The organism is Anaerolineales bacterium (assembly GCA_019637755.1).
Lineage (GTDB): Bacteria > Chloroflexota > Anaerolineae > Anaerolineales > UBA11579 > JAMCZK01.
On sequence record JAHBVC010000002.1, the window covers coordinates 526430 to 539973 of the forward strand.

The 13544-nt window shown below is 62.9% G+C and carries 12 protein-coding genes; all 12 read right to left on the minus strand.

The features are described 5' to 3' along the window. Positions 1-281 precede the first annotated feature (281 nt). Positions 282-1100 carry a prolipoprotein diacylglyceryl transferase gene (lgt, locus tag KF821_10485; protein MBX3006237.1) on the minus strand — a complete coding sequence of 273 codons (819 nt, stop codon included), beginning with the start codon at positions 1098-1100 and terminating at the stop codon, positions 282-284. Between the two features lie 9 nt (positions 1101-1109). Beyond that, a complete protein-coding gene (locus KF821_10490; protein MBX3006238.1) occupies positions 1110-1751 on the minus strand; it encodes a CDP-alcohol phosphatidyltransferase family protein in 642 nt (213 codons plus the stop codon). Positions 1752-1864: 113 nt separating this feature from the next. Beyond that, positions 1865-4108, minus strand: coding sequence for a hypothetical protein (locus tag KF821_10495; protein ID MBX3006239.1), 2244 nt, complete (start codon positions 4106-4108; stop codon positions 1865-1867). Positions 4109-4131: 23 nt separating this feature from the next. After that, entirely contained in the window at positions 4132-5193 is a 1062-nt protein-coding gene (locus KF821_10500) for a 30S ribosomal protein S1 (GenBank protein ID MBX3006240.1), read from the minus strand. Then, the gene (locus KF821_10505; protein ID MBX3006241.1) at positions 5190-7091 is read right to left on the minus strand and encodes a hypothetical protein; all 1902 of its coding nucleotides are present in this window, start codon (positions 7089-7091) and stop codon (positions 5190-5192) included. Before KF821_10505 ends, KF821_10500 begins: the two co-directional genes overlap by 4 nt. A gap of 17 nt (positions 7092-7108) precedes the next feature. Further along, positions 7109-7657 (minus strand): GNAT family N-acetyltransferase, encoded by a 549-nt coding sequence (locus KF821_10510; GenBank protein ID MBX3006242.1) that lies wholly within the window; start codon positions 7655-7657, stop codon positions 7109-7111. Further along, positions 7654-8352: a hypothetical protein gene (locus KF821_10515; GenBank protein ID MBX3006243.1), complete on the minus strand. Its 699-nt coding sequence runs from the start codon at positions 8350-8352 to the stop codon at positions 7654-7656. The genes KF821_10510 and KF821_10515 overlap by 4 nt, the downstream gene beginning before the upstream one ends. Before the next feature lie 15 nt (positions 8353-8367). Further along, the gene (locus tag KF821_10520; protein MBX3006244.1) at positions 8368-9204 is read right to left on the minus strand and encodes a purine-nucleoside phosphorylase; all 837 of its coding nucleotides are present in this window, start codon (positions 9202-9204) and stop codon (positions 8368-8370) included. Between the two features lie 108 nt (positions 9205-9312). Then, the gene (gene ltaE / locus KF821_10525) at positions 9313-10338 is read right to left on the minus strand and encodes a low-specificity L-threonine aldolase (GenBank protein ID MBX3006245.1); all 1026 of its coding nucleotides are present in this window, start codon (positions 10336-10338) and stop codon (positions 9313-9315) included. Positions 10339-10682: 344 nt separating this feature from the next. Continuing rightward, positions 10683-11618, minus strand: coding sequence for an RluA family pseudouridine synthase (locus KF821_10530; protein ID MBX3006246.1), 936 nt, complete (start codon positions 11616-11618; stop codon positions 10683-10685). Beyond that, positions 11599-12141 (minus strand): signal peptidase II, encoded by a 543-nt coding sequence (lspA, locus tag KF821_10535; GenBank protein MBX3006247.1) that lies wholly within the window; start codon positions 12139-12141, stop codon positions 11599-11601. The genes KF821_10530 and lspA overlap by 20 nt, the downstream gene beginning before the upstream one ends. 58 nt (positions 12142-12199) lie before the next feature. After that, positions 12200-13360: an alanine racemase gene (gene alr, locus KF821_10540; GenBank protein ID MBX3006248.1), complete on the minus strand. Its 1161-nt coding sequence runs from the start codon at positions 13358-13360 to the stop codon at positions 12200-12202. Positions 13361-13544: the final 184 nt, after the last annotated feature.

The window sequence follows — 13544 nt, forward strand, 5'->3', positions numbered from 1 at the left end:
CTTCACTCCTTTGCGGAATGCCGCTCACTTCCGCAAGTCTTGTCATTCCGAACGAGCCGCATAGCGGCGAGGAGGAATCCGTTTGGCGCACAAGAACAGTACTACCCGTCTGCACAAGTCCTTTCTCATACAAAGCACCATCTAACTCCGTCCCCTTAACGGATTCCTCACTTCGTTCGGAATGACAAGGAGTGGTCACCACTCACCCGCTCGCCGCGTCGCAGACGAGGGCTGGCCGAAGTCAACAATAGAACCCAAGTCAACGGGTGAGAGGTGCTAGTCTACTTACGCTTCTTCTTCTCCGGCCGAGTGTGGCGATAGATCAGTGCGCCAGCCGCCAGCACCAACACCACTGCCATCAAAGTTTGGTTGGCGTTGAAACCCGCCACCTGCGAAGCATCCAGACGCAGGAAATCGAGCAGGATACGAATGGTGGGATAAGTGATCAGATAGGTCAGGAAGATATCGCCCGGCTTGAGCAGCTTGCCGTACTTGCGGCCAAGCCAAACCAGGAAAGCCACCGTGGCCAAGCTCCATAGTGATTCATACAGGAAGATGGGGTGATACGTGGCCACATCGGCAAATTCGGGCAGGCGATTGGCGGGATCAATCGTGATCGCCCAGGGAAGATTGCTGGGCGCGCCGTACAGCTCCTGATTGACGAAGTTGGCCCAGCGCCCGATGGCCTGGCCCAGCGCCAAGGGTGCGGCAATCACATCCAGCCAGGCGGGGAACTTCTCGCCGCGGCGTTGGCATAGCACGTACAGCGCCAGCACGCCGCCCACCACTGCGCCGGGGATGCCCAGGCCGCCGCGCCACACGGCGATCGCATCCAACGGATGAGTGAGGTAATACTGGGTGGTAACGCCCACCGCCACAAGCGAGGGCGAGGGGGTGAGGATATGCCAGATGCGCGCCCCGACAATACCGGCCACCACGATCCAGATCAAAATATCCCAAATGAATTCGCTGTTCATCTTGCGTTGCTTGGCAATGCGTTCTGCCAAAGAAGCCGCCAACACCACCCCTACCATGAGAATGACCCCATAGTAGTGAATGGTCAGCGGCCCAATTTGAATCGAGGTTGCTCCGATAGTCATGCCGGCTCCTTACTTACGCCGCCGGGCGGCCTTGCGAGCCGCGGCGGGTTGGTTTTGTTTTTGCTGCGCCTGGCTGCGCACATGCCAAATGCGTTGCAGTGCGGTGAGGTTGGCGCCAACAGCGATCAGGCCCACGCCGAGCATGGGCAGGTTGAAAAACAGGCTCGGCCCCAGGATGAAGTAGCGCTCCACCCGGCTGAGCAGACCCACCTTGGCCTCCAGCCCTACACTTTGCGCACGCGCCCGAATATAGGAAACCAGCACCGAGCCGAAGGCCGCCAAGTAGCTACCAAACGCCAACCAAAGATTGCCATTTTGGGTAGCCCACCACAAAATACCGCCATAGACCACCAGCTCGCCATAGCGATCACTGACTGAATCGACAAAGGCGCCAAACTCCTGCGATTCGCCGCGGCGGCGCGCCAGGGCGCCATCCAGGGCATCAAAGGGCGTCATCAGCAGCACCATCAGGCCGGCGATGCGGAAGTTGCCGCGGGCGGCGTACACGGCGCCAACGGTGATGCCGAGCAGGCCTAGCAGGGTGAGCATGTTGGGAGTGACGCCAAGTTTATTGAGAAATTCAACCGTGGGGTTGATCAGCCAGGCAAAGCTAACGCGCAGGCGGTCAGTGAAGGTGATGGGATCGCGCATGAGAGGGCTATGCTAATGGAGCGCGCAGGCGGTGTCAAGCAGCGCGGAAACCAGCTTGGGGATTGCTTCGTCGTTCAGCAGCTTCGCCGCTTCACCTCCTCGCAATGACAAGCTTATTCCTCATCACCCTCTTCGCCAACGAAGGTATCCAGATCCATCAGCACTTCGCGCTCGCGGCCGCCGCTTTGCGCCGGGCCAAGCACGCCCATCTCTTCCAGCTCGTCCACCAGACGGGCAGCACGCGGGTAGCCCACCTTGAGGGCGCGCTGCAAATGCGATGCGCTGGATTTGCCTGTGGCGCGGATCACATCGATCGCCCGGTCGATCAGCTCATCGCGGTCTTCGCTGAGCGCCTCGCGCTGCAGCAAGCCATCCCACGGGGCCGCCTCGGCGCCATCCGCCGGCCAAGCGTGCTGCCAATAGGCGATCACCGCTTCGATCTCGGCATCGGTGATCATCACGCCTTGCGAGCGCAGCGGGCCGGCCGCCTCCGGCGAGAGATAGAGCATATCGCCACGCCCCAGCAGCGCCTCGGCGCCGGTGGTGTCCAGGATCACGCGCGAATCGATCGCCGAGGCCACCGCGAACGAGATCCGCGCCGGGAAGTTGGCCTTGATCAGGCCGGTGACCACATCCGTGCTGGGGCGTTGCGTGGCGACCACCAGGTGAATGCCCACCGCACGCGCCATCTGCGCCAGGCGTACCAGGGTGCTTTCGGTATGCTCGGCAGTGTTCATCATCAGATCGGCCAGCTCATCGATCAGCACCACGATGCGCGGCAAGCGCTCCGCATCGTCTTGCTTTTCTACTTTACGGTTGAAACCGTCAATATCACGCACACGCTCTTGCTCCAGCAGCTTGTAGCGCCGTTGCATTTCTGCCACTACCCAGCGCAGGCTGGCGGTGATGCGCTCCAGCTCGGTTTCCACCTTGCCGATCAAGTGCGGCAGGCCGTTGAAACGCACCAGCTCCACCATCTTGGGGTCAAGCATGACCAGGCGCAGATCGGCCGGGCTGTTGTTCATCATCAGGCACACCGCGATCGCCGAGATCAGCACCGACTTGCCCGAACCGGTGGTACCGGCCACCAACAGGTGCGGCATGCGCGCCAGATCGGCGGCGATCGGTTCGCCAGAGACATCGCGCCCCAGGGCAATGCCCAATGGCGAGTTGAGTTTGTGGAAGGCCATGCTCTCCAGGATCGGGCGCATGCGCACGGTCATCGTGCGGCGATTGGGCACCTCGATGCCCACATAGGCGCGCCCGGGCACCGGCGCCTGGATGCGCAGGCGCTGTGCTGAAAGCGCCAGCGCCAGATCGCGCTGCAACGCCGAGATCTGCGAGACGCGTACGCGCTGGCCGCCCTGGCCCGGCGGATCGCCGGGGCGCTGAATATAGCCCGGCTCCACGGCAAATTGGGTGACGGTGGGGCCAACCTGGAAATCAACCACTTTGGCGGGAACGCCCAGCTCAGCCAGCGCTTTCTCCAGCAAGCCACCCATCTCATTGATGTGGCGTTCATCCGGCCGCGTGCTGCGCTCTTCCACCAATAATTTGAGGGGTGGCAGATCGGCGGCGCGCGGCGCGGTTTTGAGCGCGGGTGGCTTCTGCTCTTCGCTGAGCTTGAAATCTTTGCGGTATTCGGCGGGCAGGCGTGGTTTGCGCACGCGCGGCGTTGCGGCCGCCTCATCTGCCTCGGCCTCTGGCGCCATCGGTGAGGCGGTGAACACCGGCTCGTGCACGGCTTCATACTCCGGCATACGCTGGGGTTCGGCGCCGGTTGGCCAGGCGCGGCGTTGCAAGGTGAGCAGGCCAGCCAGGCCGGCGACGGCCAGCCACAGCAGGCCGCTGAGGCCGAGCGCCAGCCAGTTGGGCAACACGCTATCCAACAGCAGGCGCAGGCCTTCGGCCAGCCCCCAGCCGATCAACCCACCGGCGCGCCCAGCCTCAGCTTGCTCCAGCGATAAGCCAGTCAATATGCTCAGCAAGGCCAGCAAGGCAAACACAGTAACTTCAAACGCGATCAGGCGGCCGGGTGCCAGGCCGGCGCCCAGGCGGCGGCGCTGCAGCAACTGCCAGCCCGCCAGGCCCAGGCCAACCACCACCAGGATGGAACCTACGCCCAGCCAGCGGCGCATCACGCCGACCCAGGGGCTGAGCCAGGCGCCCTGAGTCAGGCCCAGCAAGCCCAGAATGGTGATGAGCGCCAGCGCCATCAGCGCCACGCCGATCACATCGGAGGCCGCATCGCCCGGGCGGCGGCGCAGCCAAGCAAGCCGCTCCCATAGGGTGCGCGGCGGCTGGGGCGCGTGCGCCATGCTGGCGCGCGGCGGGCTACTGGGTTTGCGTTCAGCCATGCCGGCCTACGCAGACGAAAGAATCAGGCATGCTCTCCGGGTGTCTCCAGCCAGGCGGGGCCATCGGCGGCCTGGTCTTTCCACGGCTCGCCGAGCAGTTGCAGGCTGAGGCGCTGGCGCTCCGGCTCCACCTGCAGCACCTTCACCTGCACCTGCATGCCAGCTTCCAGCACCAGGCGTGGGTCCAGTCGATGGTGCAAGCCCATCTGGGTGATATGGATGAGACCTTCCAGGCCTTCCTCCAATTTGGCAAAGGCGCCGAAGTGCACCACTTCGGTGATCTCAGCGCTGGCTTCTGAGTCTACGGGAAAACGCTCCAGCACGCTGGCCCACGGGTTGGCCTGGCCACGCTTGACGCTGAGCGAAACTCGCTCCATTTCCATATTGACGTCGAGCACCACCACGGCCAGCGAATCGCCGGGGACGGCGACTTCGCGCGGATGGCCAACCCGGCCCCAGGAAAGCTCCGAGATGTGCACCAAGCCCTCAACCCCGCCCAGGTCGATGAAGATGCCAAAATTGGTCACATTGGTGACCTTGCCCTCGAGCTGCTGGCCGGGCTGCAGTGTCTGCAAGAGGCCTTGGCGGGAGCCGGGGGCGCTTTCGGCGGCACGTTCGGAGAGCACAATGCGGCCACGCTCCGGGTCACACTCGATCACCTTGAGCTCCATCTCTTTGCCCATGTAGCTCTCCAGCAACTTCTCGGTGATGCGCTGGCCGCTGGCCGTGGCCTGCAGGTGCGAGCGCGGCACGAAGCCCTGAAATTCCTGGGCACGTACCAGCAAGCCGCCCTTGTTCCAGCTCACTACTTCCGCATAGCAGACGGTTTCATTTTCCTGCAGCTCGAGCACGCGGCGCCAATCCACCCAGCCCATGCTTTCATCGACCTTGGGCTTGGCGCTGCGTCCGGGGCCACCGCGCCCCGCCGGGCGGCCAGGGCGCGCCGCGGCGTTGTTGTTGCGCCGCGGCCCCGGGCGACGGCGGCCGGGGGATTGGGCGTTGCGGCCCAGGTGGCTTTCGGACATCAGTGAGCCACCCCAGCCCTCACCCTGGGTGGATTTGCCTGCGCGGTCATACTCGTTCATACATCTTCCTTTCCATTCTTCACAGCCAGCGTGTCTTTTTCCATTTCCAATACACTGCGCGCCACACTTTCAATGGCAACGCGCTGCTTGCGATACAAATCGGCTTCCGACATGGCCAGGCGCATCGCCACTTCGCGCACCTTGCGCCCTTGCATGAACTTCATCTCCAACAAGTTGTAGAGCATCCACTCGCCGTTGAGGCGCGGCTCGCCTTGCGGGCGATTGCGCTCAATGGCGGTTTTCAAGATCGCACGCAAAGCCAGCGCCGGGTTGCCTTCGTGGTCATCCAAGGCGGTCTGCACGACTTGCAGGCCGCGCAAGGGGCTTTGGGTGAGCTTGGGGCCACCCCAGTAGTGGGTCAGCGCGTCGCGCACCCACTTCACCAGGTCTTGATACTTGGGCAGCGCGGCCACATCACTGAGCACTTCCGCCTGGTCATAGCGTGAGGCGGCACGCAGACGCTGAATGGCTTCGACGCGCGGCGTCAGGCTTTGCAGCGAGCGCAGCACATCGCGCTGCTGCTGGCGGTCTTCCAGTGCTTGCGCGGCACGCGCCCCGAGCGAGACGAAGGCACGTTGCAAATCTTCGGGCAGCTCGCCCTTGCGGTTACGCTGCACGCCCAACAAACCCACCAACGCCTCCCCCTGGCTGGCATGTAATGGCAGCAGTTGGTAATTGCCCCAGGTGAAGCTACGCGCCTCGTTCTGTTTATTGACCACCGCCAGCAGGTCTTTGGATTTGTCTTTATCGCGCAAATTGCGCGAGCCGACCTCCACCACGCTTTGCATCTGGCCCTCGTGCAAAGCCACCACGAAGGCTGATTTGCTCTGGAAACGATCGCAGACGGCCGCCAACACGGCTTCGAGAAATTGGCGCATGTCGGCATCGGTCAGGAAACGCTCGGGCAACTCCTGCAAGAATTGCACATCTTCCTCACTGCCGCTGAAGATGAGCCATTTTTCCAGTGCCGGGGCGGCCAGGGTGAGCAGGTGTGATACCGCCAGGATGGAAAGCCCCACCAGGATGGGCAGTACCACGCCATCTTGAATACGCAGCAGGCGCCCGATGTCATCGGCCCAAGGGATCAGTGCCAGTACGATGAATACGGTCACCGGGCCGCGCAAGAGCCAGCGGAACAAGCGGCTCTTGACCACGCGGTCAGGCCAGGGCACACCGAAGAAGGCGGTGGCATAGGCCATCGCCACCATCGCCCAGAAGACGAAGATATTGGCGATCGAGGCGCTGAGGAAGAACAGGATCGGCACCGCCGCGGCCAGCTCCGCCACCAAGAGCAGGAAGGGGTACGAGCCGACGGCCACGGCCACAGAACCGGCCAACAGGTAGGTCATGCGGCGGCGGCTGGCGCTGAGTACGGTGCGCTTCCAGGCGCGGTAGATCACCGAGAGCGCCATGCCCATGGTGACAACATAGTAGACGCTGAAACCCCACGACAGTGGCGTGAGGGTCAGGTGCGGCACCGGGCGGCCAGCGGAAACCAACGGGCCGAGGAACAGCGTCGTGGGCAGCAGGAAGACAAAGGCGGCCGAGATAAAGTACGAAAAGCGCACCGCCCAACGGCGGCGGCCACGCGAGGGGCGCCCGGTGGTCTCCAGCAGGGCATCGGAGAAGTGCAGGTAGGCGGCAGGCAGGAACAAGGTGCCCACCCATTGCAGACGCAGCCAGATCTCCAAGCTGGCCGGCTGGCTGAGCACTCCGGCCACCGCCTCGCCCAGGAAGCTGACCATGACACAGGCGAGGATGACGGCAAAGGCGCGCGAGATCCGATCGCGCAGGTTAAACGTGAGGGCGCGCAAAAATAACGAAAGCGCCGTGATAGCGATGCCGGCTTCGAATATACGGTTGATGGTTTCCAGACTTCTCAGAACCAAGTCATCCATGAGGTTTCAACTTTTAATCAAGCCAAGCGTTTGGCGAAGAACAGAGCAATATCCTGATTGTCGTAATAGCGATCGTTATAGCCGGCAAAGTCAAAGGCCAGCTTTTGCGCCAGTTTGATGGCCGGGTAATTTTTGGCCTGCATTTCGAGCACCAGACGCTGCTGGCCGTGTTCACGTGCCCAGTTTTGCGCCGCCAGCACCAGGCGGCTGCCGACACTGCGGCGGCGCTGGCTGGCCGCCACGACCACATCACTGAGCCAGGCGGTGCCCGGCGCCCACTGGGTGGAGAGGGCGGCGTAGCCCACCGGCTGGCCAGCGGCCTCGGCCACTAGCCACAGGCTGCGCTGTGCCAGGCTGGCCAGACCATCCTTGGCGCGCGGGTAGGCCACCTGCATCAGACGCGGCAGGCGCATCTCGCGAAAATGGGCGCCGGTACGCGGTTGCGCCGTGTCCAGCTCCATCTGCCAGACGTATTCGGTGGAGTACCCGTGATCCAAGGCCCCCAGGGCGGCCAGGTCATCCTCGCTGCCGGGGCGTAAGGTGATGGCAAGTTTCTCTTCGTTCATGAGCTGGGCGCCTCGATGCGCACCGGGACGCGACAGGGCGGCAGCTCTCGGCCGCTGCTATCGGTCACGACGAGTTGTAAGACATATTCCCCATTGGGCAGGCGCGAGGTGTCCCAATTTTCCACCAGGGCCCCTTCGCGTACAATGCTGCGCCCGGCCTGGATGGTGAGCCAGAGCTCTTCTTCGGCGCGGGCGACTTCAAACTTGTAGAAGCCAAAATCAGTCACATCCACCGTACCGTTAACGGTGACCGAGCCTGACAAGACGCTGCCAGGCTCCGGCTCTGTAATGGCGATCTGGGCGGGAATGCAGGCCGCCGGGTCCACCGCTACGGTGGGCAAGGCGGTGGCGGTGGCGAGCACTTCATCGCCCGCGGGGGTTACGGTGGTGGCGCCGGTTTGCATATCCATCGAGAACGACAACGTGGGCGTAGCCAGCAAGGCTTGGGCCGGCAGCGAAGTGGCTACAAAGGTAACCATCGCAAAGACCCCAACGGCAATGACCAGCAAGCCAAAGAGCATGATCGCTGCCTGGTTAAGCCGCTCACGGCTGGCTTGGCGCTCCAGGCCATAGGTGGCCTCGCGCAATTCCTGCCAGGCGAGCCAGAAGCGGTAGAAGTACAGAATCCCACCCAGGCCCAGCAAAAAATACAGGACCGCTTCATATTGAACAAAAAAGCGCAATACGTCTGCCATTGAAGCACAGCACGCTTAGAGCTTGCGTAGCACCCCACGCACCAGCTGGGTCAGCTTGGGCGCCAGCACCTTGCCGGCTTCCAGCACTTCCTCATGGGTAGTTTCGGTGTTGCCATCCAGATTGGCTTTGTTGCTGATGCCCGAGATGCCCAGCACGCGCGTGCCACTATGGCGGGCGATGGTGGCTTCGGGCACGGTGGACATACCCACCGCGTCCACACCCACGGCCCGCAAAAAGCGCAGATCGGCCGGGGTTTCGAAGCTGGGGCCAGCCAGGCAGCAGTACACGCCTTCACGCAGAGTCAGCTGCTGGTCTGCGGCCACCTCACGCGTCAGCGCCAGCAACTGGCGATCGTAGACCTGGCTCATATCAGGAAAGCGCGGGCCTAGCTCATCCAGGTTGGGGCCGCGCAACGGGTTTTGGCCGGCCATGCCGATGAAATTGAGATGATCGGTGATCAGCATCAAATCCCCCGGTTCAAACTCAGGGTGCACTGCTCCGGCGGCATTAGTGATCACGATGATCTCAATGCCCAGGGCCTGCATGGCGCGCACCGGCAGACCAAGGCGCGGCATATCGTAGCCTTCGTAATAATGGGTGCGGCCTTGCATCACCACCACTGGCTGGCCTTCAAGGTGGCCAAACACTAAGCGGCCGGCGTGGCCTTTAACGCCGGAGACCGGCCACCCGGGGATCTCGCCATAAGGCACATATTCGGGATTTTCGATCGATTCGGCCAGCGCCCCAAGGCCGGAGCCCAGGATCATGCCGATACGCGGTTTTTGGCTGGTTTTCTTTTGAATTTCTGCTGCTGCGGCTTGAATATCAGTAATGGTGAGGAAATCACCCATGAACGGTCTGCTCCACATGCTCTCTAGTTGATAAAGACGGCGAAATGGACAATAAGCCCAATTATAACAGTAGCCACTGCCCGGCCCGTGCGGCTGGATTAATCCAGGCTAAAGGTTACGGGCGAAGGCAGCCAGGGTGGCTTCGATATCGGCATCTTCAATGCCGTAATGCGTCACCAGACGGAAGCCTTCGTAATGGTCATAGTCTACCAGCACCCCATCGCGGGCCAGCGCCTCGGTGAGCCTGGCGCCGTCTACGCCGCCGCCGGGCGCCAACTGAAAGCGCACGATGTTGGTGTGGCTGGGCGGCACATTGAACGGCTTGAACTCGGCCAGGCCTTCGGCCAGGCGCAGGGCGCGAGCATGGTCTTCGGCCAGGCGGTCTACCATCTCGGTGAGCGCCACAATGCCAGCGGCGGCCAGCACGCCGGCCTGGCGCATGCCGCCGCCGAGTTGCTTGCGCGCCCGGCGTGCCCGGTAGATGAAGGCTTCGTCACCGCACAGGATCGAACCCACCGGCGCGGCCAGCCCTTTGCTGAGGCAGAAGGTGATCGAATCGGCCGGGGCGGCCAGCGCACTGACCGGCACGCCCAGCGCGACTGCCGCATTAAAAATGCGCGCCCCATCCAGGTGCAGCTTCAACCCGTGGCGCTGTGCCAGGGCGGCTACGGACTGGGTGTACTCCACCGTGAGTGCCACGCCATTGCAGCGGTTGTGCGTGTTCTCCAGCGAGATCAGGCGCGTCACCGGTTGGTGAACATCGTCAGCGCGGATGGCGGCGGCGATGTCCTCAAGGCGCAGGGTGCCATCCGGCTGGTTGGGCAAGGTGTGCGGCTGGATGCCGCCCACCGCCGCCAGGCTGCCGGTCTCGGAGTTGAAGGGGTGCGAAAGAGCGCCGAGGATGAGCTCATCGCCGCGCTGGCAGTGCGCCAGGAAGGCGGCCAGGTTGCCCATGTGGCCAGAGGGCACGAACAGGGCGGCGGCTTTGCCGGTGCGCTCGGCGGCCAGTTGCTGCAGGCGGTTGACGGTGGGGTCTTCCCCATAGACGTCATCACCAAGCTCGGCGGTGTACATGGCGTCGCGCATGGCCTGGGTGGGCTGGGTGACGGTATCGGAGCGCAGGTCGATTCGCATGGGCGTATTCTAAAGCGTTAATGCTCGGGCGAGCCGGTAGCTACGCCATCTTTATTGCTGATTGCTTCTTTGTGCGTCCTGAGCACAGCGAAGGACCCTCGCAGCGCGTGTTTAAAGGCGCAACCTGGCACTAAAGGAATTCTGTCATTCCGAAGCCGCGAGGAAGCCGTTAAGGACTAGTTTTGAGTTGCCGCACATGGCCCGGAGCACAAACCATTTCAGTACGGATTCTTCCGCAGGAATGCACTGCGGCTTCTCGCGGCTGCGCCGCTCGTTCGGAATGACAAACTGCGTTGGCAACAATGCTGCGCTACTTCGCAGCGCAGCACCACACCATTGCGCCTCTACCCTCTGGCGCGCAAGTTATTCAAGGCGTGCTCTAGATCGGCCGGCAAGGGCGCGCTGAAGGTACGTGGTTGCGTTTCGCCGGGCAGCACCAGGCCGAGGCGCGCCGCATGCAGGAACTGGCGCTTGAGCGGCAGGCTGGGTTTGCGGCGGCCATACACGGTATCGGCCACCACCGGGCAGTGGATGAAGGCCAGGTGCACGCGGATCTGGTGGGTGCGCCCGCTGTGAATATCCACTTCGAGCAGGGTGTGCTCGGGGAAGCTCTCCAGCGTGCGGTATTCGCTCACCGCTTCGCGGCCGCGGCCGGGGCGCATCACCGCCATGCGTTTACGTTCGCGCGGATCGCGCCCGATCGGCGCTTCGATACGCCCTTGCGGCGTGGCGGGCTGGCCGTCCACCAGGGCCAGGTAGCTTTTCTGCGCCGAACGCTGCTGGAACTGGGCCTGCAAGGCCTGCTGGGCGGCGTCGTTCTTGGCCAGGGCGATCAGGCCCGAGGTGTCTTTATCCAGGCGGTGCACCAGGCCGGGGCGCAGCTCGCCGCCCACGCCTTCGATCTCAGGGGCATGCGCCAGGGCGGCATTGATCAGCGTGTGGCTGCGGTGCCCGGCCGCCGGATGCACAACCATGCCCGCAGGCTTATTGACGATGAGCACATCGTCATTCTCAAAAACAACATCCAGCGGAATGGCTTCGGGCTGCAGCTCGCTGGGAGCGGCGGGCGGCACCTGCACCTCGAGGCGCTCGCCACCCTCCAGGCTTTGGCCGGCCTTGCTGGCCAGCTTGTTGTTCACCAAGACGTGGCCAGCTTTGATCAGCGCCTGCACGCGCGCCCGTGAGTACTGCGGCAGCGCCGCTACCAGGAATTTATCCAGGCGCTGCGGGCCATCGGGCACATCCAGGTGATGGATGTGCTCAGCGGCTGGCTCGGTCATCGCCCTGCACGGGAGTGGACGCCGTATCCTGGCGACCACGGTTGAACCAAACCACATCCAGGATCAGCACAATCACGCCACAGGTAATGCTGGCATCGGCAATGTTCCAGATCGGGAAGGTGCTGACCGAAATGAAATCGGTGACGTAGCCATGTTGCAAGCGATCGATCAGGTTGCCCAGGGCGCCGCCCAGTTGCAGGCTCATCGCCAGGCGCACGGCCCAATCCTGCGGGCCGAGGCGCGGGAAGTAGTAAATGATCATGGCTGCTACCAGCACCGCCAAGATCGCAAACAGGCCACCGGCATTTTGGAACATGCCAAAGGCGGCCCCGCTGTTTTGCCAGTGCACAATGCGCGCATAGGGCGCCAGCGGCTCCCACGGCATCCAGGTCTGGCCGAGGGCCAGGTGGGTGCGCACCCAGGATTTGGTCAGCTGGTCGAGCAGGATCACTGTGCCAGCAATCAGCCCCAGGCTGATATAGCTGCGCAGGTTGAGGCTTGTTTCAGGAGTTTTGGATGTCATGGGCCCTCAGACGCGTGGATAAGCGCTAATTCTACCCGCTGCGCGCCGTACGCAGGTTTCAGGGCGTTTGATCTTGCAGGTAGACGCGCGGCACGCGCGTATTGATATTGGTGAGGATCTCGTAGGGGATCGTGCCCGCCCAACTGGCCAACTCTTCCACGGTGATGTGTTGCTCGCCGCTCTGGCCCACCAGGATGATCTCATCTTCGTTGAAGGCTGAGTCGTGCTCGATATTGACCATGAACTGATCCATGCAGATGGTGCCCACCACCGGATAGCGCTGGCCTTTGATCAGCACCTGGGCCTTGCCTGACATGGCGCGGAAGTAGCCATCGCCATAGCCCACCGGCACGGTCACCACGCGCACCGGGTGATCGCTCTGCCAGGTGGAGCCATAGCTGACCGGGTGCCCGGGGCGCACCACTTTGAAATAGACGATGCGCGAGGCCCAGGTGAGCGCCGGCTGCACCGCCACGCTGCGCTGCGCCTGGGCAGAGGGATAGACGCCGTAGAGCAGGATGCCGGGGCGCACCATATCAAGCCAGCTTTCGGGCAACTGCAGCACCGCACCGGAGTTGGCCATATGGCGCACGGGCGTGGGCAGGCTGTGACGCTCGTAGAAGCGCAGCACTTCCTGAAAGCGTTCTACTTGCAAACGCGCCGAGCTTAATTCGGCGGCATCAGCATTAGCAAAGTGCGAGAAGATGCCCTCGACGGCAACATGCTTGCAAGCCAACGTGGCCTCCAGCAGGCCCTCGGCGTTGTAGTAGTGCACGCCGATGCGCTCCATGCCAGTATCGATCTTGAGGTGCACGCGCGCGGTGACGCCCGCGGCGGCGGCGGCTGCCTCGACCTGCTCCAGCTTTTGGATCGAGGATACCGTCAGGGTCAGGTTGTGCTGCAGGAACAGCGGCGCCTGGCTGCCGAGGATGCCGCCCAACACCAGGATCGGCGTGGTGACGCCGGCCTCGCGCAGCAGGATACCCTCCTCGAGATAGGCAACGCCAATGCGCGCCACCCCCAGGCTCTGCATATACTGCCCTACGCGCACCAGGCCGTGCCCGTAGGCATTGGCTTTGAGGATCGGCATGACCTGGGCGGCGCCCACATGCGCCTGGATGGCGCGCAGGTTGCTGCCCAGCCGCGCCAGATCGATCTGGACATGGGTCGGGCGCAGGTCCGCCGTGGTGCTGATGGTGGGGTGATTGCTGATTTGCATGCTGGGTAAATTTTAGCGCTTTGTTCGCTACTTCAAATCACAATTGCAAACTAAAAACCTGTCATTCCGAACCCGAGCGCAGCGAGTGGTGAGGAATCCGTACTTCACTGCTTATCCTGCAGCTCATCTGTGGAAAAGCACTACCCGCACCATCTGCTCTGCCAAAGTATCTAGCAATCAAAAC